At 70.2% G+C, this 24,502-nt stretch carries 22 protein-coding genes and 1 pseudogene; 8 read left to right on the top strand and 15 right to left on the bottom strand.

The window, feature by feature from the left end; translation table 11 throughout:
* The coding region (locus ACZ7J0_RS25745; protein WP_470891114.1) for a condensation domain-containing protein at positions 1–1,873 on the bottom strand (1,873 nt) is incomplete at its 3' end.
* A gap of 402 nt (positions 1,874–2,275) precedes the next feature.
* Between ACZ7J0_RS25745 and ACZ7J0_RS25740 the strand changes: the two genes are divergently transcribed.
* On the top strand, positions 2,276–3,466 hold the full coding sequence (locus tag ACZ7J0_RS25740) for a cytochrome P450 (RefSeq protein WP_470891112.1): 1,191 nt from the start codon (positions 2,276–2,278) through the stop codon (positions 3,464–3,466).
* Between the two features lie 72 nt (positions 3,467–3,538).
* Here the strand turns inward: ACZ7J0_RS25740 and ACZ7J0_RS25735 are convergent, their stop codons facing one another.
* Genes ACZ7J0_RS25735 through ACZ7J0_RS25715 form a run of 5 tightly spaced genes read right to left on the bottom strand, consistent with a single transcriptional unit; the run spans position 3,539 to position 8,665 of the window.
* On the bottom strand, positions 3,539–4,477 hold the full coding sequence (locus ACZ7J0_RS25735) for a TauD/TfdA family dioxygenase (RefSeq protein ID WP_470891110.1): 939 nt from the start codon (positions 4,475–4,477) through the stop codon (positions 3,539–3,541).
* On the bottom strand, positions 4,474–6,216 hold the full coding sequence (locus tag ACZ7J0_RS25730) for a GH3 auxin-responsive promoter family protein (protein ID WP_470891109.1): 1,743 nt from the start codon (positions 6,214–6,216) through the stop codon (positions 4,474–4,476). The genes ACZ7J0_RS25735 and ACZ7J0_RS25730 overlap by 4 nt, the downstream gene beginning before the upstream one ends.
* A 1-nt stretch (position 6,217) precedes the next feature.
* On the bottom strand, positions 6,218–6,829 hold the full coding sequence (locus ACZ7J0_RS25725) for a hypothetical protein (RefSeq protein WP_470891107.1): 612 nt from the start codon (positions 6,827–6,829) through the stop codon (positions 6,218–6,220).
* Complete coding sequence (locus ACZ7J0_RS25720) at positions 6,822–7,514, bottom strand: DUF6182 family protein (protein WP_470891105.1); 693 nt, start codon at positions 7,512–7,514, stop codon at positions 6,822–6,824. The genes ACZ7J0_RS25725 and ACZ7J0_RS25720 overlap by 8 nt, the downstream gene beginning before the upstream one ends.
* Complete coding sequence (locus tag ACZ7J0_RS25715; RefSeq protein ID WP_470891103.1) at positions 7,514–8,665, bottom strand: hypothetical protein; 1,152 nt, start codon at positions 8,663–8,665, stop codon at positions 7,514–7,516. Before ACZ7J0_RS25715 ends, ACZ7J0_RS25720 begins: the two co-directional genes overlap by 1 nt.
* 465 nt (positions 8,666–9,130) lie before the next feature.
* Here ACZ7J0_RS25715 and ACZ7J0_RS25710 point away from each other — a divergent pair, with 465 nt between their 5' ends.
* Both ACZ7J0_RS25710 and ACZ7J0_RS25705 read left to right on the top strand, forming a co-directional pair.
* The gene (locus ACZ7J0_RS25710; RefSeq protein WP_470891101.1) at positions 9,131–9,931 is read left to right on the top strand and encodes an alpha/beta fold hydrolase; all 801 of its coding nucleotides are present in this window, start codon (positions 9,131–9,133) and stop codon (positions 9,929–9,931) included.
* A 46-nt stretch (positions 9,932–9,977) separates the two neighbouring features.
* Positions 9,978–10,622, top strand: coding sequence for a GNAT family N-acetyltransferase (locus tag ACZ7J0_RS25705; RefSeq protein ID WP_470891099.1), 645 nt, complete (start codon positions 9,978–9,980; stop codon positions 10,620–10,622).
* A gap of 226 nt (positions 10,623–10,848) precedes the next feature.
* Here the strand turns inward: ACZ7J0_RS25705 and ACZ7J0_RS25700 are convergent, their stop codons facing one another.
* The 4 genes from ACZ7J0_RS25700 to ACZ7J0_RS25685 form a co-directional block, all read right to left on the bottom strand.
* The gene (locus ACZ7J0_RS25700; RefSeq protein WP_470891097.1) at positions 10,849–11,763 is read right to left on the bottom strand and encodes a VOC family protein; all 915 of its coding nucleotides are present in this window, start codon (positions 11,761–11,763) and stop codon (positions 10,849–10,851) included.
* A 134-nt stretch (positions 11,764–11,897) separates the two neighbouring features.
* The gene (locus ACZ7J0_RS25695) at positions 11,898–13,481 is read right to left on the bottom strand and encodes an MBL fold metallo-hydrolase (protein ID WP_470891095.1); all 1,584 of its coding nucleotides are present in this window, start codon (positions 13,479–13,481) and stop codon (positions 11,898–11,900) included.
* 407 nt (positions 13,482–13,888) lie between these two features.
* A complete protein-coding gene (locus ACZ7J0_RS25690; protein ID WP_470891093.1) occupies positions 13,889–14,746 on the bottom strand; it encodes an ABC transporter permease in 858 nt (285 codons plus the stop codon).
* A complete protein-coding gene (locus ACZ7J0_RS25685) occupies positions 14,743–15,654 on the bottom strand; it encodes an ABC transporter ATP-binding protein (protein ID WP_470891091.1) in 912 nt (303 codons plus the stop codon). The genes ACZ7J0_RS25690 and ACZ7J0_RS25685 overlap by 4 nt, the downstream gene beginning before the upstream one ends.
* 133 nt (positions 15,655–15,787) lie before the next feature.
* Between ACZ7J0_RS25685 and ACZ7J0_RS25680 the strand changes: the two genes are divergently transcribed.
* Together ACZ7J0_RS25680 and ACZ7J0_RS25675 are read left to right on the top strand one after the other, a co-directional pair.
* Entirely contained in the window at positions 15,788–17,038 is a 1,251-nt protein-coding gene (locus ACZ7J0_RS25680) for a sensor histidine kinase (RefSeq protein WP_470891089.1), read from the top strand.
* The gene (locus tag ACZ7J0_RS25675; protein ID WP_470891087.1) at positions 17,035–17,697 is read left to right on the top strand and encodes a response regulator; all 663 of its coding nucleotides are present in this window, start codon (positions 17,035–17,037) and stop codon (positions 17,695–17,697) included. Before ACZ7J0_RS25680 ends, ACZ7J0_RS25675 begins: the two co-directional genes overlap by 4 nt.
* Here ACZ7J0_RS25675 and ACZ7J0_RS25670 read toward each other — a convergent pair.
* Complete coding sequence (locus ACZ7J0_RS25670; protein WP_470891085.1) at positions 17,664–18,371, bottom strand: 4'-phosphopantetheinyl transferase family protein; 708 nt, start codon at positions 18,369–18,371, stop codon at positions 17,664–17,666. The genes ACZ7J0_RS25675 and ACZ7J0_RS25670 overlap by 34 nt on opposite strands.
* Positions 18,372–18,585: 214 nt before the next feature.
* Between ACZ7J0_RS25670 and ACZ7J0_RS25665 the strand changes: the two genes are divergently transcribed.
* A complete protein-coding gene (locus ACZ7J0_RS25665) occupies positions 18,586–19,527 on the top strand; it encodes an NAD-dependent epimerase/dehydratase family protein (RefSeq protein ID WP_470891083.1) in 942 nt (313 codons plus the stop codon).
* Between the two features lie 72 nt (positions 19,528–19,599).
* Here the strand turns inward: ACZ7J0_RS25665 and ACZ7J0_RS25660 are convergent.
* Positions 19,600–19,818 (bottom strand): annotated as a pseudogene (locus tag ACZ7J0_RS25660) (hypothetical protein); the annotation flags it as partial.
* 180 nt (positions 19,819–19,998) lie between these two features.
* On the opposite strand from ACZ7J0_RS25660, the gene ACZ7J0_RS25655 reads away from it, so the two are divergent.
* Positions 19,999–20,808, top strand: coding sequence for an alpha/beta fold hydrolase (locus tag ACZ7J0_RS25655; RefSeq protein ID WP_470891081.1), 810 nt, complete (start codon positions 19,999–20,001; stop codon positions 20,806–20,808).
* Between the two features lie 29 nt (positions 20,809–20,837).
* Here the strand turns inward: ACZ7J0_RS25655 and ACZ7J0_RS25650 are convergent, their stop codons facing one another.
* Positions 20,838–21,323: a cupin domain-containing protein gene (locus tag ACZ7J0_RS25650; RefSeq protein ID WP_470891079.1), complete on the bottom strand. Its 486-nt coding sequence runs from the start codon at positions 21,321–21,323 to the stop codon at positions 20,838–20,840.
* A 163-nt stretch (positions 21,324–21,486) separates the two neighbouring features.
* Here ACZ7J0_RS25650 and ACZ7J0_RS25645 point away from each other — a divergent pair, with 163 nt between their 5' ends.
* Positions 21,487–21,909, top strand: a complete 423-nt coding sequence (locus tag ACZ7J0_RS25645) for an ATP-binding protein (protein WP_470891077.1) — start codon at positions 21,487–21,489, stop codon at positions 21,907–21,909.
* Positions 21,910–21,991: 82 nt separating this feature from the next.
* Here ACZ7J0_RS25645 and ACZ7J0_RS25640 read toward each other — a convergent pair whose 3' ends face one another.
* On the bottom strand, positions 21,992–22,693 hold the full coding sequence (locus tag ACZ7J0_RS25640; RefSeq protein ID WP_470891075.1) for an esterase/lipase family protein: 702 nt from the start codon (positions 22,691–22,693) through the stop codon (positions 21,992–21,994).
* 352 nt (positions 22,694–23,045) lie between these two features.
* A complete protein-coding gene (locus ACZ7J0_RS25635) occupies positions 23,046–24,464 on the bottom strand; it encodes a hypothetical protein (protein ID WP_470891073.1) in 1,419 nt (472 codons plus the stop codon).
* Between the last annotated feature and the right edge of the window lie 38 nt (positions 24,465–24,502).

Genomic DNA, 24,502 nt, shown 5'->3' with positions numbered 1-24,502 from the left:
TCACAATCCCCGCATGCGGCACCACCACACCCTTGGGCCGCCCCGTCGAACCCGACGTAAAAATCACATACGCAGGATGCTCCGGCCGCACCACACGCTCAGTTGGATGGAGTTGACTGCCATCAACGCCCGATAGGTCGACCGAGTCCACAAGAACGTGGGACACGCCTTTCGGCAGCAGACCCTCCAGTCCGGTGACGGTCACCACCGCAGCGGCCTCGGCTGTGTCCAGGACGTACGCGATCCGGTCCGCCGGATACTCCGGATCCACCGGCAGATACGCACCACCCGCCTTCACCACACCGAGCAGCGCCACCACCATCTCGACGCCACGCTCCAGAAACACACCCACCACCGACTCAGGACCCACACCCCGAGCCACCAAACGGCGCGCCAACTGACCAGCCCGCGCGTCCAATTCGGCGTACGAGACGGTCTCGCCCTCGAAGACGACCGCCACCGCATCCGGCGTCCGCGCCACCTGCGCCTCAAAGAGCTCCGGCAACGTAGCTGGCACCAGATCGACGTCAGTGTCGTTCCACTCCTCGACCACCCGGCGCCGCTCGTCCTCGCCCGCGAGCTGCGCGTGCGCGACGAGGTCGTCGTGCGCGGCTCCCGCGAGCCACTTGGCGACGTTGAGATAGCGGCGGGAGACCGCCGCGGCCTCCGTGAGGTCGTGGACGTCCGGATTGGCGTCGACGTTGATCTGCATGCCGTCGCGCTCGTAGATGTCGATGCGGACGTCGTCAACGGGACCGGTGGACAGGTTCTGGGCGACGGTGGGGCAGTCACCGAAGCGCAGGTCGTAGTCGAAGGTCATGACGTTGATGTGCAGTGCGCACAGGTCGCCGTCGACGATGTTCAGGTCGTTGAGCATGTCCTTGTAGCGGTACTGCTGGTGGCGCAGCCCCTCGCGGATCGCGCGGGAGGTCTGCCGCACGATGTCGTCGACGGTGGACTCGGGGCCGATCGTGAGGCGCAGCGGGATGATGTTGGAGGTCATGCCGGCAATGCCGAGGGTCCGCTTGTCGGAGCGGGCGCGCACGGGCAGGCCGACGGTGATGTCGCGTTCGCCGCTGACGCGGTGCTCGTAGAGGGCGGCGGCCGCGATCATCAGGCCTGCGAAGCTGGTCCTGAGCCGCCGCGCGCCCTTCTTCAGGAAGCCGGCCGCATCGGTGTCGACGCCGTCGGTGTGGCGCAGCGGGGCGTACTGGGCGCGGCGGGACTTGTAGGTGTCGCCGCCGTCGACGGCGGGGTGGTCGGCGAGCAGCTCGCGCCAGTACTGCCGGTCCTGCTCGAACTGCGCGGACTCGCGGTAGGCACGGTCCGCGTCGAGGAGTACCGAGACCGGTTCGGGGGCGCCCTCGGAGGGGTCTCGCCCCTCCAGGAGGGCGGTGTAGATCTCTGCGGCGCGCTGGGCCATGACGACGCCGCCCTGGCCGTCGACGACGAGGTGGTGGGGGCGTACGTACCAATAGTGCAGCTCTTCCTCGACCTTGAGGATCGCGCTGTTGAACAGGGGCCCGCCCTCGAGTTCGGCGGGGCGCTCCAGGTCCGCGCTCATCCAGGCCCGGGCGGCGGCGCGTGGGTCCGGTTCGCCGCTGACGTCGACGATCTGGACCGGGTAGTCGGCGGCGTCGTGGAGGTACTGCATCGGCGTTCCGTCGACCACACGCACGCGCAGGCGCAGCGTCTCGATCTCGCGCACGCGCAGATCGGCGGTCCGCACGAGGAGGTCATGGTCCACGGGGCCGTGGATCTCGATGTACTCCGAGACGAAGAAGGCCCGGTTGCCGGGGGCGAGTTGCTGTGCATACCAGATGCCGAGCTGGCCGCCCATCAATTCGCGGAGCTCACCCTCGTTCTTGGCCATTCCCGCGCACTCCAATCGTTCGAGTCATCGACTGGAACAGCACGGGATGCCTCCACCGGGGCATGCGCATGACCGCCCAGCTCCTCTTGCACAAGCTGCGACCTGATAATTCAGACTTCTTCAGCGCCTGGCGCGGCGACCCACTATGACCCTGGGGACCAGCGGTGATCAATGCGGATCCGTGGGCGTTCAACTGCGTGAGTCCGGCAGTTGAACGGATCCCGCCTTCGCCCCGGGCCTCCAGGGGGCCTGGGTTCCGTACGGCCTTGACGGAGCGAGACGGGCCCTGCGACCGTGAATGCCGCCTATGACTTGAGCACGCGTCGAAAGAATTCTGCCAATTCTCTTCGGGTCGCGCACCGTTGCGTTTCCCGGTCACCCAAAGATCTGCGAGGCACCCGTATGCCCGAATCAGCGCCGCACATAAATCTGGTGGACGCCGAACTCTATTCCCATGGCGATCCCTTCGCACAATGGCGCTGGCTGCGCGCCAACGACCCGGTGCACTGGCACGAGCCGGCCGAGCTGCCGGGTTTCTGGTCGCTGACCCGTTATGACGACATTCGGACGGCCTACCGCGACGCGGAGACGTTCAGTTCGGCACAGGGGATCCTGCTGCGGCCCGCTGAGCACGGGGCGGACCCGGGCGGCGGTCGCACGCTGGCCCTGACGGACGCGCCCCGGCACAAGCAGCTGCGGGGACTGGTCGACGGCTGGTTCGCCGTGCGATCGGTGCGTGCCCTTGAAGCGGAGATGCAGGAGATCGCGCACGGCGTCGTCAAGAATGCTCTGGACAACGGCAGTTGTGATTTCGTCGCTGACGTCGCGGCCCGCATCCCGCTCTATGTGATCTGCAAGATGATGGGCGTGCCGGAGTCCGACTGGGAGTATCTGTACGACCGGACGAGCCAGGCCTTCGCGGCGGGCGATCCGCTCACGCGCCGGTTCGCCCACCTCGACATCCTCGGGTACTTCGAGACCCTTCAGGCCGACAAGGCGGCGAACCCGGGCGACGATCTGGTGAGCGTGCTGGCCACGGCGGAGGTGGACGGCGAGCGGCTGAGTGCCGACGACGTCATCCTCAACTGCGACAATCTGCTGGTCGGCGGCACGGAGAACACGCGCATCGCGGCGGCCGGCGGGATGCTCTCCTTCCTGGAGCACGCGGACCAGTGGCAGGCGGTGCGGGACGACCGGGGGCTGCTGCCGTCCGCGGTCGAGGAGGTGCTGCGCTGGACGTCGACGGCCACCCACATCATGCGTACGGCGGTGCGGCCGACCGAGATCCACGGGCGGCGGATCGAGGCCGGCGACAAGGTGGTCTTCTGGCTGCCGTCGGCCAACCGCGACGAGACCGTCTTCGACGAGCCCGACGTCTTCGACGTGCGCCGCACGCCCAACCGGCACCTGTCGCTGGGCTTCGGCGAGCACTTCTGCCTGGGCAGCATGCTGGCGAAGGCCGAACTGCGCTTGCTCTATGCGGAGTTGCTGGATCGGGGGGTGCACATCGAGCTGGACGGTGAGCCGAAGCTCCTCGACTCGATCGTGGTCAACGGCCCTGAGACCCTACCGGTCCGCATGAAGGCCGCCTGAGGCGCCTTGTGCGAGCGGTACGCGAAAGGGGCCCACCTCGACAGGTGGGCCCCTCTCTCGCATGCCTTCCGCTCAGTCCGACATGGCGACCAGGACGCGGCGATCCCCTGCGAAGGGGCGCCGGCCGTGCCCCACGGCGACATTGTCGATGACCATCAGGTCGCCCTGTCGCCAGTCCACGTCGACGGCCATCTCCAGGCCCCGGTCGTGGACGTGGAGCACATACGCGTCGGGGATCGGGCTGCCGTCGGCGAAGGTGACGGACTGCGGGAGGTCCTCGGGAGGGAGAATCTGGGCGAGTTCGCGCGAGGTCTCGTCGCCGAGCGCGGCCGGGTGGAAGTGGTCGGCCTGGTTGAACCAGACCTCGGTGTTCGAGACCGGATGCTTGATGGTGGCCGGCCGGACCGGGCTGACCATGCGCAGTCCGCCGTCCGCCGTCCACGTCCAGTCGAACTGCCCGGCGTCGAGGAAGGCTTCGACGGCCTCCCGGTCGTCGGTCTCGAAGGTCTGCCGCCAGCTGCGGCCGAGCCCGAGGCCGTCGTGCAGGTTCTGCGTGTAGCGGATGCCCCCGGCGAACGCGTCCCGGACCTCCTCGTCGAGGGACTCCAGCCACAGCCCGCCGTCCACGACGGGCGTGGCGCCGCCCGACCCCGGGGTTGTCGCGCAGTAGAAGAACAGCCGCTCCGGCCAGTGGTGGCTGTAGGACAGCTCGTTGTGCATGGCTATGGTCATGTCCTGCGGGTACTCGGTGGACGTGTAGAGGTTGCCGCCGAGCTGGGTGCGTGGCGAGGTTCCGTGCACGTACCCGAGCCGGTTCGGCAGCAGCAGGTCCATCACGGTCTCCACCTGCTGCTCGCTCACCTCGAAGCCACGGAAGACGACGGCTTTCTCGCGGGCCAGCAGCGCGCCGAAGTCACCGATGTCCTCGATGCTCCGGCGGACTCCTTCGGCGCCGGCAGGGCCGTCTTCGCGGTTCAGCTCCAGTGGCTTCCAGTTCCGTGAATCTCTCATGACGAAGACTCCTCGACTTCTTGCTTGACGGTTGACCCGTGATCCCGCAGCCGGGTCCACGTGGCCGGGTCGTGATGGAACACCTGGTCCTTGATCTCGGGGGGCCGCATCCCGGCTGCCAGGCGGCGGTGCCAGTCCGCGGTGAACGCCGAGGCCGCCACCGGGACGACGCGGGCCGCGCCGAGCGCGCCCATGGACCGTGCGTGCCGGTAGTCGCTGCTCACCCTGCCCAGCTCCTTGTCCACCAGATCCTGGAAGGCGAGCAGCCGAATCGTCGGCAGCGCCTCGGTCAGGGCCACGGCCAGCGTGTAGTGCGGGCGCTCAGGGCCCTGTTCGGGGCGGCAGGTGAGGTTGACGACGCCGACTCCGAAGACCTGGCTCGCCTCCCGTATCGCACGGACCACGTGCTGCTCGCGCAGCCGCTCGCCGGCCGTGTCGGAGAGCGTGGCGCGTCCTGCGTACTCGACACGGGGCACTGTGCCGGCCCGGTCGACAACGCGTGCGATGTCGCCCAGCACATAGCGGTACAGGCCACCGATGTGCGAGAACACGACGTGGTAGTCGTATCCCGGCTCCAGCTCGTCGTAGAGGAGAGTGGGGCTGTCGGGCGTCACCTCCCGGCTTGCGTCGACGAACTCGTACAGCGCGCAGGAGACCGCGAGGGGCCCTGCCGTGGGATGCCGGTCGAGCGGTACGCCGACAGGCCCTTCGGAGGCGGCGGCGGGCGCGGGCAGGACGACGACGTCGGGGCCGTACGACTCCTTGAGGCGGGGCAGGTAGAGGGAAGCGACGCCGCTGGTCCAGCAGTACAGCAGTCGCATGTTCGGCCAGACGACGGCAGGTGTCGGGAGGCCGCCGGGCGCGGTCGCGGCGTGGCGCTCCAGCTCGGCCGCCCGGTCGGGGTCGGGGGTGCCGCCGGGCCTGCCCAGGTAGGTGCCGTCGCGGATGTCCTTCAGCAGGTCGGGCCACCACTGGGCGAGCAGCTCGGGCAGCATCGCGAGCATCGTGGGGTTGTGGCCGATCACCGAGCGCACGTCGTGCTCAGCGGCCATGCGGACGCGCACGTACAGCTTGTCCAGGTAGGCCTGGTCGTCGACGGCCACGGGCAGTTCAGCCCACGGGGCCCGGCTGCCGGGCTCTTCGACGCTCACGCCGAAGCCGCCGCGCAGGTCGGCCTGGCTCGGGCCGAGGCTGGGCCGCCCGGAGGCGCTGGTGGCGGGGCGGGCGAGCCGGTCGTGGCGCAGGTTCAGCGACACGGCGCCGCGTGCGAACGCCTCGGGGTGGTACTGGGCGGGTACACCCATCGCCGCCTGGAAGAAGGGGAGATACACCCGTTTGACGAAGGTCTCGGTGACGGGGACGCGCTTGCGGCCGCCGGTGGAGCCGCTGGTGGTGAAGAACATCCGGGGTGCCTCGCTCGTGAGCACCCGCGCCTCACCGTCGGCCGAGCGGGTCAGCCACGGCTCGTACTGCTGGTATGTGCGCAGCGGCACGGCTGAGCGGTAGTCGTCGATCGTGCGGATGCGGTCGAAGCCGTGCTCGTGGCCGAAGGCGGTGTCGGCGTTGTCGGTGAGGATCTCGGTCAGGATGCGGCGCTGCCAGGCCGCGGCGTCGGGGATCGTGGCCGCCAGCTGGTCCTTGGCGGCCACGAGGCGGCTGCGGTACGCGGCTTCGGCGTCGCCGCCGTGGCCGCTGTCGCGCCCGGCCGTGGCGCGAGGGTGGGTCTCGGTGCGTTTCATGTCACTCCTTCATGGCCCGCAGCACGTGGTCGGCGACGGCCGCCGCATCCTGTCCACCGGGTATGTGCTCGGTGTGTAAGTGCCTTGTTTCCGCGCGGAGTTCCGTGTGCAGGTCGCGCTGGAAGCGGAGGAAGCCCTCGCGGTCGGGGGCCGGTCCGTAGTGCTCCAGCGGGTTGAGCCGGGAGCCCTCGCCCGCGCGCTGCCACGCGGTCTCCGGGTCGACCTCCAGAAGGACGACGCCCCGGGGCTGCGGCAGCGACCTCCAGTACTCCGGCCAGGGGCCGTCGGCCAGGCCGAGCAGCCGGCACTTGGCGAGGATCTTGTAGTAGTACGAGTCCAGGAGGGGGGTACGGCCGGGCGGCGCGCGGAAGACGCGGTCGTGGTAGTAGGCGACGGCGACGTTGAGGAGCGCCTGGACGTACTCGCGCGTGTGGCGGTCCGCGACGGCGTGGCCGAGCGCCCGGGGCAGCGCGGTGAGGGCACGGTACTCCTGGGGCACCAGCCGGGAGTCGTAGGAGACGGGCAGCACCGGGCCGCTCCTTGTGGCGAGGCGTTCCAGGACGGTGGACTTGCCGCAGTGGTCGGTGCCCAGCAGCACCCAGAAGTCAGTCATTGCTGCCCTCTTCGGCGGCGGTGAGGCAGGCGTAGGCGCGCAGCTGCCCGGGCGCGGCGGCATCCTGGTGGACACGCAGGTACGCGGGGCGGGTCGGCAGCTCGTCCAGGTACGGCACGTGGACGACGGCGATACGATCGCCGGGCCCCAGGACTCCGGTCAGCCAGGATTCCGCGAGCGTGTGGTTGAGATGCACCAGGTAGTCCGGGAGCGTGAGGCCCCCGGTCGCGACGGTGAGCCGCCAGTGCCGGCCGGTTGCGGGCCCGCGGCGCGGGGCGCACAGGGCGTACGGCGGTGGCGGAGGCCCGGCGGTCAGGGCTCCGCGCACCAGGCGTAGGAGCAGCCGGAGTTCGCGGTGGCGGGTCCCGGCGCCTGGGGCGTACCAGGCGATCTCTCCTTCGGCGGTCGTGAAGGACGGCGTCAGCCGGGTGGCGAGGTTGCGCGGGTTGCCCGCGAGGAACACGGTGCGGGTGAAGTCGGCACGCCAGGAGCGGGCCGTGTCCGGAGGCAGCGTCGCCGTGAAGTCCAGGACCGACTGGGCGAACCGGGGCAGGTCGCAGCTGCGCAGCACCGCGACGGCCGGCGAGCCGGGGGCGGCTCCGGAGGCGTTCAGCCGGGCGTCCAGGGCGCGGCGGAGCCGCTCCTGCGGGACCTCGCCCCGGAGGGGTTCTTCCTGGGGATGCATCAGAGGTACACCTTCTCCAGCAGGGATCCGTCGGCCCCGCCCCTGCGGTCGTGTGCGAGCAGGGTCGTGGTGAGCCGATAGGGGTCGACGCAGGGGTACGGGCGGGCCTGGCGCTCCAGCAGGTCCCTGGTCCCGGCGGCATCCCGGCCGGTGGACTGGGTCTTGAGCATGCGTGCGGCCCGCGCCATGCAGCGGGCCACCAAGTCGGGGCGGTGCGGCAGCCGGTCACCGCGGCCCAGCGTCGCGACGAAGTACAGGCGCAGCCCGAGCCGGTACGCGTCGGGCCCCATCCGGTCGAGGTGGCGCTCGGCCAGCGCCGCGGCCGTCAGGCCCTGCCAGCCGCCGTGCCGCGAGGAGGCAACCGGACCCGTGGCGCTTCCGGTGCGCACGCGCCCGAGGCCGATCAGATGGACCCGGGCGCCCAGCCGGCGCAGGACGTGCCGCAGCAGGACGTGGTCGGCGAGAGAGTCGCGGTCGCAGGTGAGGACGAAGTCGTCGTAGGCCCGCACCTTCGGGATGAGGTCGCGCAGTACGCCGGCGAGATAGTTGGCCGTGCCGTCGGTGCCGACGAGGAGGCGCAGCGGCAGCCCGCCGCGGGTTCCGTCCAGGTACACCGGGCCGTTCCAGCGGCGGTGGTCCACACACAGGCCGAGGTCCGAGAGCAGTGCCAGGAGGTCGTCGAGGCTCAGCGGCGGACGTACCTGGTGGCGCAGCCCGGGGTCGGCGACTCCCAGTTCGCGCAGCCGGGCGGCCCAGAGGTCGAGGATGCGGGCTCCTGCGGGGTGCGGTGGCCCGCCGTCCTCGGCGGCGCGCCGCATGGCCGGGTCGGGGCCGTCCCCGGGGGCGCGCCCCCGCTGGTACTCGACGTAGAGGGCGCCGATCTCCTCCTCGTCGCTCGTGCTGAAGTCGGCATCCGGCCGGGTGCGGTCGAGGTGGCTCCAGAAGCCGAGTGTCTGGGCGTTGAGGACGCCGACGCTCCAGCTGTAGTGCAGGTCGACGTGGTGCAGCAGGGCGGTGGCTCGGTGCATGACGTCGCCCCACAGGAGCCCTTTGACGTGGCTGAGCGTGAGGGGCTTGGTGGGCGCGATGGGCACGGGGGCGAACAGCACGCGCCGCGCGTGTGCAGCGGCGGGGGGCTGGCGCAGGGGCACGTCGTCCTCCGTGGTGTGCGTGAGGGGCCCATGCTCCCGACACCCGCCGGGATGGGGGGTTCCTGGGGCGGGGCCGGGAGCGCTCGGGGGGCGGGACCCCGGCTTCGGCGGCCTCGTCGGCCTCGCTGACGAAGGCGGCCGGAGACCCACTATGCCTCTGGTGCGCGCCGCCGGGTCAACGGCGGGCACCTGGCCGTTCAACTGCGCCCGCATCCCGGTTGAACAGCATCGGCCGGGTCGGTGGGCTGATCAACGGACCTGCTTGATGGTCTGGTTGAGGGGGTGCCATGGTGGGGCGCCCGGAGGGCCACGGGTCCGTGCGACCGCGCAGGCGGCACCCGTTTGCGAACCCTCCGTCGTGCGCGACGGACCGGTGCGGTTCCCGGCCCCCTCCCCCCACACGACGACTGCGTCCACGACAACTGGAGATCCCTTGCACATCACGGTTATGACCGAGGGCGCGCCATGCCCCATGTGACCTCCAACGGCATCCGGCTTTCGTACCAGCGCGCGGGCCGGGGAGATCCGGTGCTCCTCATCATGGGCTCGGGCGCCGCCGGCCACGTCTGGACCACGCATCAGACACCGGCGCTGAACAAGGCGGGCTACGAGACGATCATCTTCGACAACCGGGGAATCGGCGGCTCCGATGCGCCTGACGGGATGTACTCGCTCGCCGACATGGTCGCCGACACCAAGGGCCTGATCGAGGCGCTGGACATCGGCTCGTGTCGGATCGTCGGCACGTCCATGGGCGCGATGATCGCCCAGGAGCTGGCCGCGCATCATCCGCACCTGGTGCGCTCGGCGGTGCTGATCGCCACGCGCGCGCGATCCGACGCGACGCGGCGGGCGCTGACGGAGGCGGACCTGGCCCTGCGCGAGAGCGGTGTGACGCTCCCCCCGAAGTACGAGGCGATGCGTACGGTCCTGGAGATGCTGTCCCCTGCGACCCTCAACGACGACATGGCCGCGAGCGGCTGGCTGGAAATCTTCGAGCTGACCGGTGGCAACACCGGTGTCGCGGGGCAGGCCGGGGTGGACCGGGCGGGCGACCGCCGCGAGGTGCTGCGCTCGATCAACGTGCCGTGCCGCACGATCGCGTTCTCCGACGACATGATCTGTCCGCCGCACCTCGTGGCCGAGGTGGCGGACGCCATTCCGGGCTGCGACCACGTGGAGATCCCGGACTGCGGACATCTGGGGAACCTCGAGCGACCCGATGCGGTGAACGCCGCGATCCTCGAGTTCCTGGACAAGTACTGATGCTGCCCCATCGCCCCTCGTACGCCCTCTCAGGTAAGGCCTCGCCGTGACACAGACTGAGTTCACCGATGCGGGACCCGCGGCGAAGATCGTGCAGCGGGGTGTCACCACGTGGACGCTGAAGATGTCTTCTCCCGGCCGGCTGCGGCCGGCGCGTTCGGACATCGCGATGCGGGTAGAGCGCTCACAGGTGCCCTCCATCGACCTGAGCCGCGCCCTGTACGCCGCCGTGGGCTCCCGGGTGTGCTGGACGGACCGCTTCTCCTGGAGCCACGAAACCTGGGAGGCGTGGGTCCACCGGGAGTCCATGAGCACGTGGATCGCCACGGTCCAGGGCACCGTCGCCGGATTCTTCGAGCTGGAGACCCAGCCCGGCGGAGCCGTGGAAATCGTTCTGTTCGGCTTGCTTCCACAGTTCTACGGGCAAGGTCTGGGCGGCGCGCTGCTGACGACCTGTGTCGAACAGGCTTGGCGCGGCGGCATCGACTGGGGCGGGCCCGACGCCGAGCCCACGTCGTACGTCTATCTGCGCACCAGCACGCTCGACCACCCTCAGGCGGTGCGCAACTACCGCGCGCGCGGTTTCGAGACGGCCGGGTCGCAGACCGCCGACAAGCGGATCCCCGACCCGCGGCTCGCCCCCTGGCCACTGCCGCGTGATCCGCGGCAGGTGCCCGCGAGCGACCTGTAGGCGGCCGAAGGCCCGTGGGGCCGCTCAGGAGCGGCCTTCGAAGGGCGGTGGTGGCCACCCCAGGGGACCTGGGGGTGGCCACCACCGCATCGTCGTGTTGGAGTGCGCTCCTCCGCGACGGCCTCCACGATGCTGGACAGCATGGCCTCGGGGAGCCGGAATCAAGACGGGCTTGGTGGTGAGGCCGGGGCGACCGGGGCGGACGGTGGTGGGCCGGCGCCGCTCATCAGGCGGTCAGTCGCTCGCCTTCCACCGCTTCGCGCAGCGCACAGGTGTCGGAACCCGGGAAGCCACGGGGACCCTGGCGCTGGATCAACTCGAAGAAGAGGGTGTTGCGCTCGTACGGGGAGCGGCTGAACCGCTGGAGCGCGTCGGGGGTGGTCAGGAAGTCGACACCGCGGTCCCCGCACTCCCGTGCCGCCGGGCTGATGCCGTCGGCCAGGAACGCCAGGTGCTGCACACCGGCTCCGCCGTTGCGCTCCAGGAACGCCTCGAGCGGGCCGGGCTTCTTGGCCGGGTCGGGAGCAAGGAGCGTGAGCGTCACGCCGCCGGCCTCCGCGCGCAGGACCACGGAATCCGTGGCCTGGCCGCCGACGGTGACGGGCTCGGACGGGAAGCGGGAGAAGCCGAACCCGTCGCGGTAGAAGTCGGTGTACTCGGCGAGCGTGCCGCCCGCCAGGCAGACCGCGACGTGGTCCAGGGCCTGGATGTGGCCGCTCGGACGCCGCGGGGCGGGCGAGGATATCCAGTTGCGGCCCGGCGGGAGCCGGTCGGCGGGGTTCCCGCCCGCGGGTATCAGCGTGTGCGTCACGTCGCCGAAGCCCGACACGACGGTGTTACCGGTCGGCGATACCCCCCGCCGGGCGCCGGCAGAGAGCGCCGCGTCCCGGGTGACCGCCACGTCGCCGCAGGTCATGGCGATGTCCGCGATGCCGTCGCCGTGCTCGTCGAGGAACTTCCAGATACCCCGCCCGGAAGTGACGACGAGCTGGACGTCACCCTGCCTGAGCAGAATGGAGCTGCGGTCGACCTGGACGGAGTCGGCGACTCGCGTGAAGCCCAGGGCGGAGACGAAGTAGTCGACGGCCAGGACCTTGTCCTTGGTGAACAGCTCCACGTAAGCGATGTCTTGCACAACCATGGAAAGAAGCCTCCTGACAGGCACGTGCCCTGAGTCGGTGCTGGAAAAAGAGAAGGGGCGGGACACCCGCACCGCTGGCACGGCTCTCGTGGGGTGTCCCGCCCGGGGTCGTCACTGACGTGCTCGGGGAGCGGCTACCAGCGCCACTCCTGCTGCTTGAAGAGGTGACCGGCCTTGATGTCGCGGTCCTTGCACCAGGTCAGGAACTCCTCGATCTGCTTGATCTGGTAGGTGTCCTCCGTGTACGTGGTGGCCATGACGTGGCCCAGCCAGTCCTCCTCGCCCATCGCGTACACGTAGGCCTCCTTGGCGCCGAGCTCCGTCATGATCGCCGCGGCCTGCTCGGCGTTGGAGCCGGACAGCTTGCGCGAGTTGCTCATCTTCTTGCTGACCGGGATGGTCAGAAGGGCCTGGTACAGCCAGGTCAGCGGGGCGCCGTCGCACTCCATGCCGAGGAAGGCGAGATCGGCGGTGCCCAGGTGGCCCTTGATGTAGCGGTACAGGGACGGTTCGATGCCGGAGGAGTCGGCGCCGATGAAGACCTTCTTGCCCGCCAGCTCCGCCCAGTACGTCGACTTGGCGCGGATGTCCAGGTCACAGTGCTCGCCGAGGAATGGGGTGGCCGTGATCTTGCCGCCCGGGAACTCCACCTCGTCGAAGTCGTCCACCTCGATCACGTTGAAGCCCTGGTGCTTGAGCATCAGCGCCATCGACGGGTCGGCCAGGTTGCCGCGCGAGGAGCGCGGGACGACGATCGCACCGAGGCGGCCGCGCAGCTGGAGCAGCGTCTCCAGGACGATGTGGTCCTGGTGGCCGTGGGTGATCAGTACGAGGTCGATGTAGTCGGGCAGGTCGTCCAGCGTGTACCGGTCGGTCTTGTCGCTGTCGGCGCTGATGAACGGGTCCGTGACGATGGCCGCCTCGGGCGTCTGCAGGACGAGGCACGCGTGCCCGAAATAGCGTATGCGGCCGCCGCTTTCGATATGGCGGTCCGGGGCCAGGCTCGGCTTGTCGGAGAGCAGGGTACGCAGCTGCTTGGCCTGGGTGTCGTCGAGGCCGAGGGCGTCACGCAGATGAGCGAGGGTCGTCGGATGCACCCGACTCCTGAAGAGCTCGGCGAGGCCCTCGTGGCGGAACGGAATCTGAAGTTCCAGGACGTCCGGCGACGGCAGGCGCGGGGTGCTCAGGATGAAGGGGCGCTCGATGCCGGTCTCCATGGACAGCTGCACCGACTGGCGGGCCTCCTGGTAGACGTTGCTCTTGTAGACCACCGGCTCCATGAAGCGCATCTGCGCCTGGTTGTCGGTGTCGTACGCGAGCTCCACCAGGCCGCCGAGCTCGGCCGGCAGCTTGGGGTAGAGCGGGGTCAGGTCGAAGCCGGTGGCGTTGGCACGCAGGAGTTCCTGGCCCGCGGCGACCGCCTCGGCGAACTTGAGCATGTCGGCGCGGTCGCGCTTGATCGCGGCGAGCAGGTCGCGTACCTCGTCGGCACGCTCCTCGGGGATGTTGATGAAGTAACCGCCGCGCAGCTCGGGGTTGTTGCTGGCGGTGACGTGCACCTGCGGTGACTGCAGGTACGACTCGAGGAGCGGGACCTGGAGGAAGGCCAGGTTCATCGCCGCCTGGACCGGCGCGATCGTGTAGGGCCAGGCGAAGAACCTGTCCACCAGGGGTTCGATGATTGCTTTCGACCTGAGAAACAGCTGCTCGTCAGCCATGTCTGCATTCCTCCAGGAGAACCAAGGACCAGGACCCGCCCAGGGGCACACGCATGCCCATGACCTCACAGCGGACCGAAAGAACAAGAAGGGGAAATCGCGGGGCGCCGTTGATTTCGCTGCGGCGCTCCCCGCCGCAGCAGAATGACCCGGGGGCCTCGGATGGATCAATGTGCGCAGGGCGTCCGGGCGTTGAACACGTCAGGGCTCGGAGCGACGCCCGCACGGAATACGGGGGATCTGCACCCAGGTGTGTTCAACTGCGGATTCCAGCCGGTTGAACGGCCGGCCCACACACCTCGTCGCTGCGGGTGGGTGTTCAGGGATGCTCGGGGCCGGGGGCCGTGTGACCACGACGAAGCCGTCGTCGGCTGCCGACGACGGCTCTGGGTGGTGACGCTTCCCGGCTACTGGTCGCGGCGCTGCACCGCGAAGACGGTGATGACGGCGCAGAGCGCCCACCACACCCCGTACACGGCCCACGCCCCGGTCTCGGACCACGGGAAGTCCACGGGCTTCTCGACGACCTGGACCAGCCGCGCCCAGGCACTGTACGGCAGCAGGTGGTCGACCACGGCCGTGCCGTAGTGGTCGTCGCTCACCCCCATCGGGACGAGCAGCAGAAGCGCGAAGCTCACGCCCATCGTGGCGGCGCTGGCGCGCACGAGCGCACCGACGGCCATGCCACCGAGCGCGGCGACCGGGGCGGCCAGGGCGGAGGCGAGCAGCGCGGGCACGACGTCCGGATCGCCGAGTGACAGACCGGTGCCGCGGCCGGACAGGATCGCCTGGGTCGACCAGAAGGACCCGCCGGCGGCGGCCAGGCCCAGTGCGGTGCTGACAACGGTGACGACGACGATCTTGGCCGCCATCACCGGGCGGCGGGCGGGCACGGCCGTGAACGTCGTGCGGATCAGACCGGTGCTGTACTCACCGACAACGGTGAGGGCGCCCAGGGCGCTGGCGGTCAGCATCAGACCCAGCACGGAGGCGTCGGTGAAGGCGTCGAGCATCGCCCAGTTGGGCATGAACTCGGCCTTCTGCACCGGAGACCAGCTCGGCCAGTTGCTGTAGTCGTTGTACGTCGTGAAGACGTTGAAGCCGATGATCGCCAGCGTGCCGGCCACGAACGCCCACGCCGTGGAGCGCAGCGACCACATTTTGATCCACTCGGCGGCGACCAGATCGATGAAGCGCGGGCGGGGCTCGGCCGTCTCGGCGGACCGCACGGCGGCCTCGGCGGAGGGAGTGGTGGTCGTGGTCATCGGCGGGCTCCTGCGGTGTACTCGACGCTGTCGGCGGTGAGTTCCATGAAGGCGGCTTCCAGCGAGGCGGTGTGGGGGGTCAGTTCGTGCACCGGCACCATGTTCTGGAAGGCGAGGTCACCGATGCGGGCCGCGCTCAGGCCGGTCACCGTCAGCGAGTTGTCGGTGTGCGGTTCCACGGACGCGCCCGCGTCGGCCAGGGCGGTGCGCAGCGCGGCCACGTCGGGGGTGCGGACGGTGACGCTCTGGCGGGTGCCGCGCGCGGCGAAGTCCTTGAGGCTCTCCGCCGCGATCAGGCGGCCCTTGCCGATGACGACGAGGTGGTCGGCGGTGTTCTCCATCTCGGACATCAGGTGGCTGGAGACGAAGACGGTGCGGCCTTCGGCTGCGAGCCGATGGAACAGGCCGCGCACCCACTTCACCCCCTCCGGGTCCAGCCCGTTGAGCGGCTCGTCGAAGAGCAGCACCGGCGGGTCGCCCAGCAGCGCGGTCGCGATGCCGAGGCGCTGCTTCATGCCCAGCGAGTATCCGCCGATGCGGCGGTGGCCGGCGTCACCGAGACCGACCTCCTCCAGTACCTCGTCCACCCGGCGGCGACGGAGGCGGTTGCTGACGGCGAGGGCGGTCAGATGCGCGCGGGCGGTACGACCGCCGTGCACGTCGTGGGCGTCCAGCAGGGCCCCGACGTGGCGCATGCCGCGCGGCCGGTCCGCGAACGGCCGGCCGTCGATGGTGACGCTGCCGGCGGTGGGCCGGTGCAGGCCGAGCATCATGCGCAGGGTGGTGCTCTTCCCGGCGCCGTTCGGTCCCAGAAATCCCGTGACGTGTCCTGGGCGCACCGTGAAGTTCAGATCGCTGACCGCGGCCTTCGTCGCGTAGCGCTTGCTGAGTTCCCTGACTTCGATCATGCGCTTCATCGTGCCTCGCGGCCTTCCCGGAGGTCATCGGTCCACGGTGGACAATCGCCGGACTCCGGTGTCGACCACCGTTGTACAACCGTGGTCGGATCCCGTGCCCGAGCCGCCAAACTAGAATTCGTGCATGGTCCCCCTCCGCCACACGCTCCTCAAGCGGGTGCCACCGGGCGTCTGGGTGGGCGCCACCTGGTGTGTCACGGCCCTGTATCCGCTGGTCCAGCCCACACGGGGCACCCACGGCGCGGCGGCCCCGACGCCCGGGGCCCTGGACGATCTGTGGGGACAGCTGTTCCTGATCCTGGCCGCCACCCTGGCGCTGGCCGGCTGCGCCCTGCTGGCGCGCCGGCCGTGGCCCGGACTGGCCCTGCTGCTCGCCAGTACCGGCGCCTTCGCGGTGGTGTGGCGGCAGTGGGAGATCCCGCCGCTGCAGTTCCTCGCCGTCGACATGGCGGTCGGCTTCCATGCCGCCACACACCCGCGCCGCGCCTCGCTCCCGTTCGCGGGGGCCGCGCTCACGACGCTGACGCTGTGGCTGGCCGTACGGCTGACGCACGCCGCGGAAAGCGGGACGGCCTCGGAGCCGTACGTCGCCCTGACCGTCGTCGTGGCCTGGCTCGTCGGCAACTCGCTGTACCAGTCGCGCGCCTACGCCGAGGAGCTGCGCGCTCAGCTCCTGTCGCAGGTCGCGGAGCGTGCGGCGGCTACCGAACGTCTGCGCATCGCACGGGAGTTGCACGACATGGTGGCGCACAGCATCGGTATCGTCGCCCTCCAGGCCGGTGCCGCCGCACGGGTCGTCACCACCCAGCCGGAGAGCGCGCGACAGGCGATGCTGGCCGTGGAGAGTGCGGGCCGCGAGACACTCGCGGGGCTGCGGCAGATGCTGGTGGCCCTGCGCGAGGCGGACGACGAGCGCGGCGCGGACCGTGGGCGGGCGCCGCTGGAACCTCCGGCGAGCCTGGCCGACGTCGAGCGGCTGGCGAACGCGACCACGGCCGCGGGGGTGCGCGTACTGGTCCGGTGGCAGGGCGAACGACGGCCGCTGCCACCGGAAATCGACCTGTCGGCGTTCCGGATCATCCAGGAGTCGGTCACCAACGTCGTACGGCACGCGGGCACCGACTCCTGTGAGGTGGCCGTCGGCTACGGCGCCAGGGAGGTGTCGGTTGAGATCACCGACCGGGGCGCGGGCTCCGCCGCGACGGCCGGAACCGGCTACGGGCTGGCCGGGATGCGTGAACGCGTGGCTCTGCTGCACGGCGAGTTCAGCGCCGCGACCCGGCCGGGCGGCGGATTCCGGGTCACGGCCCGGCTTCCCGTACCGCCCACTCCCCCGTCGCAAGACCCTCGGCCCACCCTGACAGGAGCCCCATGACCGTCCGTGTCGTACTCGTCGACGACCAGCCCCTTATCCGCACCGCCCTTCAGATGGTGATCGCCGAGGCCGAAGACCTGGAGGTCGTCGGCCAGGCAGGGACCGGGGAGGAAGCGGTCGAGCTGGCCGAGTCCGAGCGGCCGGACGTGATGGTGATGGACATCCGTATGCCCGGGATGGACGGCATCGAGGCGACCCGGCACATCACGAAGCACGGCGAAGGTCCGCGGGTGATCGTCCTGACCACCTTCGACGACGAAGAGTACGTGTACGCGGCGCTCCGCGCAGGGGCGTCGGGCTTCCTGGTCAAGGACATGGCACTGGACGACATACTGGCAGCGGTCCGCGTGGTCGCCGCAGGTGAGGGGCTGATCGCACCGACGGTGACACTTCGGCTGATCAAGGAGTTCGCCCAGCGCCCGGAGAGGGCCACCACCGCACCCGCCCGGGGCCTGGAAGTCCTGACGGACCGGGAGCGCGAGGTGCTGACCCTGGTCGGCCGCGGACTGTCCAACACCGAGATCGCCGGCGAGCTGCACATCAGCGTGGCCACCACCAAGACCTATGTCACCCGGCTGCTGGCCAAACTCGACGCCCGCGACCGGGTCCGCCTGGTCATCACCGCCTACGAGACCGGGCTCGTGGAGCCCTCCCGGTAGACGGGGCCCGGCAGCTCGTGCCACAACCGCACCCCGCCCGGATCCGGGGCACCACCCCCGGCCGCCGTGGCGACCGCGGCGGCCGCCGCGGGCCCCACGGACAGGTCGGTCACGGTCCAGCCTGGCAGGTCACCCGTGACGTCATCGGCGGCCAGGTCCCGGCCGAGCCCGGTGCCCAGCCCCTTCAGATACGCCTCCTTGCGCGCCCAGAGAACAGCGAACTCCGCTCTGCGGGAAGCCGCTTGGGCCGATTCGACGCGTGCTCGCTCCGCAGGGTGGAGCAGTGGAAGAACGTCCGTCACGGTCTCCTCGGACGGCTCGGGCTCCACATCGACTCCGATCGTCCGGTCAGCCATGCCGATCAGTACCAGGTCGCGCCGGTGCGACAGGGAGAACTCCGGTGCACCGAGGCGGCCTTGGAGTACGGGGCGCCCGTGCGGTCCGCCGCAGCAAGGGCAGGGGCGGCGCCCGAACCTCAAAGCGCGCGGCTCGGCCCCGATGTGGTGGGCGAGTGCCGTGCGCAGCGCGAGGTGGGCGTACGCGTAACGGACCCGGCTCTCCGGCTGCCTGAGCGTGGCGAGCCGCGCGCGCTCCGCCTCGTCCAGTACGGACAGGTCGAGCCGGGGGTACGCGGAGGCTTCGGGGACGCGCAGGATCCACACCTCGGATTGCACAGGACCTCGCTTGAGTACGGGAGTTGATCCGTGGCCGGAGAGACGGTAGACCGGCGAGCCCGGCAGCGGCAAAGGCGAGCAGTCGAGCGCCTCGGTGAGCGACTGGCAACACAGCCGCGGTCATGCGGTCGAGGCATCACGGCGCCCCCTCCGCCCGTCTCGCAATCCGGCCACTACTCCTCTGAGCACCACACACTCGTACTAGTGTGCGGGGGTGAGTCTTTATATCGTCGTAGGATTCGGGCCCGCTGGGGCGGCAACTGCTCGGCTGCTGGCCGAGAACGGGCACTCGGTACGCGTCATCACCACGTCGGGACGCCCACCGGAGCCCGGCATCGAGCACGTCGCGTTGGACGCGAATGACACCGAGCGGCTGATCGAGGCCGCGCACGGTGCGGCCGCGATCTTCAGTTGCGCCGCACCGCCCTTGCACCGCTGGGCCACACACTGGCCGCCGCTCGCCGCGTCGATGTGCGCGGCGGCCGAGGCGACCGGGGCCGTCCTGGTCCTGCTGGGCAACCTCTACGGCTACGGCCCGGTGGACGGTCCCCTGACCGAGGAACTGCCGCTCGCGGCGACCGGACCCAAGGGGCGGGTACGCGCCGCCGTCTGGGAGCAGGCGCGGAGACTGCACGAGCAGGGGCGTATCCGGGCGGTCGAGGTCCGGGCCTCGGACTTCTTCGGGCCCGGTGTGACCGACGGCGGGCACCTGGCCGCGCGAGTGATGCCGCGACTGCTGCGCGGCAGGCCGGTCTCCACACTCGGAGACCCGGACGCCCCGCACAGCTGGAGCTACCTCCCCGATGTCGCCAGGGTCCTGGTCGAAGTCGCCGAGGAGGAGCGGGCCTGGGGACGGCCCTGGCACGTTCCCACGGCGCCCCCGCTGTCCGTCCGGGAGATGGCCGACCGCCTCGCCGACCGCGCGGGAACGGGGCCGGTCGCGGTGCGCGCGATGGCACCGGCCTTGCTGGGCATCGCATCGGCCTTCTCCCCGCTGATCCGCGAACTGAAGGAGATCCGCTACCAGTTCGACCGCCCGTTCGTCCTCGACTCACGCGCCTACGAAGCGGCCTTCACCGTGCGGGCCACCCCCCTCGACCAGCAGGTCGAAGCGACGGTGGCCTGGTGGCGTGAGCGACTGGCCACCGCCGGCTGACGTCCCCGACAGCGCAGGAAGGGAGCCGGTCGGCCCGATGCCGGCCGCTCCCGCCTCATGCCGCCCCCGCCCTCCCTGCGAGCGGGCCAGCTGCCGCAGCTCCATCCGCGCCGCCGGCACCGACCAGGCGGCGTCCCAGTACGGGTGCCACCACAGGCGCACCGACAGACGCAGCAGCCGGCGGCGGAGCGCCGTGTTGTTGGCGGGGCGCGGCGCGGCAAGAGCCGCGTAGGTGGTGTTCCAGTCGTGCTGGGCCTGGACCAGGTCGTCGGGGAAGGCGGTGGCGTCCATGCCAATATTAGATCGCGTGTTCGAATATTTTGTCATCCCGGGAACACGCCGCCCGCCGTTACGTACCGTAACCGGACGCCTACGCGGCTACTCCCCGCCGACAGAGGCGCTCGGATGGCACGTCCCTCGACGACGGCGAAGACTTGCCAGGAAGGACGGCACTCGGGAAAGGCCCGGAACATGGGCGACTACGTGGATCTCCATGGCGTCAGGACGTGGTACGAGGCAGAGGGCGCCGGCGACCCGTTGCTCCTCCTGCACGGCGGCTTCTGCACGAACGAGACATGGGCGGCTCAGCGACCCGATTTCGCGGCGAAGTACCGCCTCTTCCTCCAGGAGCGTCGCGCGCACGGGCATACGCCCGACGTCGCGGGACCGCTCTCCTACCAGGACATGGCCGACGACACCGCCGCCTTCATCGAGTCGGTCGTCGGCGGTCCCGCCCATCTCGTCGGATGGAGCGACGGCGGGATCGTCGCCCTCCTCGTGGCCATCGCACGCCCCGACCTGGTCCGGAAGGTCGTGGCCATCGGGGCCAACTTCCTCCCGAGTCCACAGAGCGCCGCGGTACCGGAGATGCTCGATCACCTGACGCCCGACGCCCCCGACCTGGCGGTGTTCCGAGAGATGTACGAAGCCACGTCGCCCGACGGCGCCGACCACTGGCCGGTCGTCGCGGAAAAGCTGTCCGCCATGTACCGCACGGAGCCGAACATCCTCGCGGAGGACTTGGCTCGCATCGGCGCGCCCACCCTCGTCCTCGTCGGGGACGACGACGTCGTCACGTTCGAGCACACGATCGCCCTCTATCGCGCGATCCCCACGTCCGAGCTGGCCGTCGTACCCGGAACGTCGCACGCGCTGCCGATGGAGAAGCCCGGGGAGGTCAACCGCATCATTCTCGACTTCCTCGCCAACGAGCCCATCCAGACGATGTTCCCCATACGGCGCGCCCAGGCGGCAGCCGCCGCGGGCGGCGGTTCCCCGTGACCGTCACCGCCCGGCTTCCGCAGCGGTGACTACGGCAGCCGCTGACCGCACCGCGGGCAGTACGCGGCCGCGCGCACCTCGACCACTGCCCCGCAATTCTCACAGACCTGGTTGAGGAGACAGGGCGCCTCCCCGCCTTGCCCCTCGTCGCCGCGCCGGGCGTCCTCGAACACCGCCGCGTACGAGGCGGGGCGGGGCGCCAGGCCGGGGCGCCTGCGGTGCACCGTCATGTAGACGACGCCGTCCTGCCCCGCGTCCACGCCCCGCCTCGCCCCGCGCGCCAGGAAACGCGTCGTTCCGGGCAGAAGGTCGTAGGCAGTGCCGTCGCACCGTAACGTTCCGCGGCCGGCGATCCCCGCCACCAGCACGTCGAGATCAGGCTCGACATGCTCCGCGATGGACGCCCCCGGCGCCAGCCTCACCACATTGGCATCGAGCTGCCGTGCCGCACCGGTCAGCCGCCACAGCGCCCCCGTCTTGTCCCCGCCGACCTCGCGCAGAAGGTCGTCGAGCACTACACCCTCAGCATCGGCATCCCGCTCCGCACCCATAGGGGAAATGATCCCATCACAGCCCGAGCGGCGTCTCCTCCGACGGCCGATGCCGTAACCCGGACGGACGGGGGTAGGCGGGTGTGGGGAACCGAGCCAGGGAGGTGCTGTGTCGAAGGATTCGTCGATGCGTGCGGTCGGGTGGGCGCAGTCGTTTCCTGTGTCGCGCGGGGTACGGGCCAGCCGCCGTTGGACGCGGGAGCACCTGGAATCCCTGGGCTGGACGAACGACGCGCCCGAAACCGTGGACGCGGTACTGCTCACAGTCTCGGAGCTGGTCACCAACGCGCATGTGCACGCGCACAGCGAGGCGCAGCTGATCCTGACCTGGGACAGCCGCTGCCTGCACGTCAGTGTCCACGACTCCGCCCCCGTGCTGCCGGCCCAGCGACCGCACGACGTCACGACGACCGGGGGGCGCGGGATGGCCATCGTCGACGCCGTCGCCGACAGTTGGGAGGCCCATCGTCAGCGGTCGGGCAAGACCGTGACCGCCTGCTTCGTGCCGCCCGGTGCCGCGGCGCCGGAGCACGGCGAGGGCATCTCCTGACCGGCCGCCGGCACAGGGTTGTACGACGCGGTGCCGGCAGGGGCCGTGATGGCCTCGGCCCCCGCCGGCTTCCAGGGGCGGGCTATCGGTTGACCATGTCCCGGGTCTGTTCGTAGACCGTCGCGTCGGTGAGCAGGTCCGTGTGGCCGAGGCAGGCAGTCTGGGTGTTGGTCGCGCCGGACAGGGGGACGGAGCTGTCGGGGTTGATCACGGTGTCGCAGGGCGACCGCCAGGTCGCGTACCGGGCCGAGCCCGGTGTCTCGTCGCCGGAGTTGAGGGCGGCGAGGAAGCTCGAGCCGACGCGCATCTCGGTGCAGGACGTGTCGAAGCAGCCGTTGGCGCTGTCGGTCCCGTGGTTCGGCCCTCCCAGTGACACCCAGGCATCGACCTTGGAGGTCCCCCCGAGGTTCTTGAGGTAGTGGCGCGAGGAGAGGCCGCCCATGGAGTGGCTGACGATGTCGACCTTGGTGGCGCCGGTCGCCGCGAGCAGCCGGTCGACCTCGGAGGACAGCTGCTGGGCGGTCGTGGCGTTCGACTGACGCCAGTCGTAAGTCCACTGGTCCACGTAGGAGGATGGCCAGCCGTCGGTCACGAAACGGTTCTTCATGGTGTTCCAGTTGCTGCCGTCACCGCTGTAGCCATGCACGAAAAGGATGGGGTTGCTGGTGGAGCGGAAGGTGGAGCTGCTGGAAGCCTGGGCGGGACCTGACGCCTGCACGGCGAGAAGGGCACCGGCCGCGGCGACAGCCGCGGACACGAGGGATCTCTTCACGAAGGGCCTCACGGGGTGCGGTTGGGAGGGGCGCTCGACGGCGCGTCTGACGAGGACTGCGCGAGGGCGTTTCCCGGGTTGCGGGAGCCGTGGCTGCGGCGTGCGGGGCCGGGCGGAGGAGCCGGTTCACCGCAGCCGCAGGAAGGAGGGACACCTGGGTCGTTGAGGGGTGGCGCGAGCATACTGACCGGTAAGTATCCGCGGTCAAGAGGCGTGCGCCGGCTTTTTCGCCCGGCCTCGCCCACCGTCCCCGTACAGCACCGGGGTTGAGGGCCGGCCGGCCCGGGCACCTCCGCGGCAGCAGCCCTCGTCATTTCCTGGACTCCCCCACGCCGTGCCCGTGCTGACCGGCGAACCCGGCTTCCTAGCCCTCCACCTGGAAGACGAAGAACCCGTCCATGCTGATCCAGCCGTAGTCCGCGGCCTTCGAGAACAGCGGAACGCTCCCCGCGGGAAGGCTCTTGGCGAGCACCTTCTTCGTCCGGGCGTCGACGGCGAGCACTGTCTCGCCCTGACCCTCGACGGTGCCGTAGAGCACACCGTTCGAGGAGAGACGCAGGGGGGTCAGCGGCTTCTCGTTCCCCTTCTGTGCCCAGACCTCCTTGCCGTCGGCGAGCTGCCACACGGCCGCGCCGCTCTTCGTGGCGGCAGCGGCGAGCTCGCGGTCCGGGGAGACGACGGACGAACCCTCGGTGTTGATCGTGTCGTTGGGGCTGTCGGCGTAGGAGTACTTCGTGGAACCGCCGATCTGCTTGCCCGTGGTGAGGTCGTAGGTCGCCGTGATCCAGGTGTCCGGCGAGAAAGCGCCCGCACCCCAGGCGGTGAGGACCCGCCCGTCACGGACGTCCAGCACGCGCAGGGCTCCGGAAGTCCGCTCCTTGTCGTCGTTGTGGTCCACGCCCTGCGGCGGGGTGACGTCCGCCGTGCTCCAGACCTTCTTGCCGGTCGCGAGGTCGGACATGACGAGCTGCTCTGGTTCGCTCTCGTAGTTCGACGCGTTCTCCACGTGGAAGGCGTACCCGCCGGTGATCAGCGGGGCGTGCGCCTGACCGCCGTCGATCTCATGGTTGCGCGGGTCGTAGGAGCAGTTCGCCATGGTGCCGGTGCAGGTGACCTTGCGGGCCTTTCCGCCGTCGATCGGTGTGAGCAGCAAGCTCGCGTCACCGGCCTGCTCGATCAGATGGCCCTCGTGGACGTGGAACGTGCCGTCGCCGGAGTGCTGGGTTCTCCCGAGTTCCGCGCCGTCGGCGCCGTAGACGGTGACCGTGACGGTGGTCTTCTCGGCGCTCAGGCCGTCGGATGCCGTCGTACTGCTCGCGCGCAGCTCCAGCGCCGGGACGCCGTTGTGCCAGGTGGTGGCGGCGACATGGTCGGCCGTCACTTTCAGGGTCTTGCGTACGGCACCGGTCTTCAGGTCGCGGAACTCGAGCGTGAGGGGCTCCGGTGTGTCACTGGAGTGGAGTGTGCCGGTCGTGCCGTCGACCGGCTCCTTCTCGTACATTCCCGCTTGGGCGTACGTGCCCTTCGCGTCCTTCACGAAGAGGAGGGTGTCGCCGAGGTCGATGGCACCGGCAGGCGGCAGGCTCCACACCGGCTTCGCGCCGAGGCCGGGTATCGCGGGCCCGGCGTAGACCGGCCCTGTCGCCTTCGCGGCATTCTTGGGGGCGGCCGAACCGCCCTTCTCTTCCTGCGCGTTGGTTTTCTCCGGCTCGGAGGAGCCGCAGCCCGCCACGAGTCCGAGCGACAGGACGAGGCTCGTGGCCATTACCGTGTATTTGTTCATGTCCCCGTTGGTTTCCGCACTGGATGATCTTTGATGCC

It is taken from the genome of Streptomyces sp. NPDC038280 (genome assembly GCF_055600045.1).
This window is presented reverse-complemented; position numbering and strand designations above follow the sequence as displayed.

Coding starts and splice junctions, on each gene's coding strand:
- ACZ7J0_RS25740 (WP_470891112.1), top strand. CDS start 2,276: ATGCCCGAATCAGCGCCGCACATAAATCTGGTGGACGCCGAACTCTAT.
- ACZ7J0_RS25735 (WP_470891110.1), bottom strand. CDS start 4,477: ATGAGAGATTCACGGAACTGGAAGCCACTGGAGCTGAACCGCGAAGAC.
- ACZ7J0_RS25730 (WP_470891109.1), bottom strand. CDS start 6,216: ATGAAACGCACCGAGACCCACCCTCGCGCCACGGCCGGGCGCGACAGC.
- ACZ7J0_RS25725 (WP_470891107.1), bottom strand. CDS start 6,829: ATGACTGACTTCTGGGTGCTGCTGGGCACCGACCACTGCGGCAAGTCC.
- ACZ7J0_RS25720 (WP_470891105.1), bottom strand. CDS start 7,514: ATGCATCCCCAGGAAGAACCCCTCCGGGGCGAGGTCCCGCAGGAGCGG.
- ACZ7J0_RS25710 (WP_470891101.1), top strand. CDS start 9,131: ATGCCCCATGTGACCTCCAACGGCATCCGGCTTTCGTACCAGCGCGCG.
- ACZ7J0_RS25700 (WP_470891097.1), bottom strand. CDS start 11,763: ATGGTTGTGCAAGACATCGCTTACGTGGAGCTGTTCACCAAGGACAAG.
- ACZ7J0_RS25695 (WP_470891095.1), bottom strand. CDS start 13,481: ATGGCTGACGAGCAGCTGTTTCTCAGGTCGAAAGCAATCATCGAACCC.
- ACZ7J0_RS25690 (WP_470891093.1), bottom strand. CDS start 14,746: ATGACCACGACCACCACTCCCTCCGCCGAGGCCGCCGTGCGGTCCGCC.
- ACZ7J0_RS25685 (WP_470891091.1), bottom strand. CDS start 15,654: ATGATCGAAGTCAGGGAACTCAGCAAGCGCTACGCGACGAAGGCCGCG.
- ACZ7J0_RS25680 (WP_470891089.1), top strand. CDS start 15,788: ATGGTCCCCCTCCGCCACACGCTCCTCAAGCGGGTGCCACCGGGCGTC.
- ACZ7J0_RS25675 (WP_470891087.1), top strand. CDS start 17,035: ATGACCGTCCGTGTCGTACTCGTCGACGACCAGCCCCTTATCCGCACC.
- ACZ7J0_RS25655 (WP_470891081.1), top strand. CDS start 19,999: ATGGGCGACTACGTGGATCTCCATGGCGTCAGGACGTGGTACGAGGCA.
- ACZ7J0_RS25645 (WP_470891077.1), top strand. CDS start 21,487: ATGCGTGCGGTCGGGTGGGCGCAGTCGTTTCCTGTGTCGCGCGGGGTA.
- ACZ7J0_RS25635 (WP_470891073.1), bottom strand. CDS start 24,464: ATGAACAAATACACGGTAATGGCCACGAGCCTCGTCCTGTCGCTCGGA.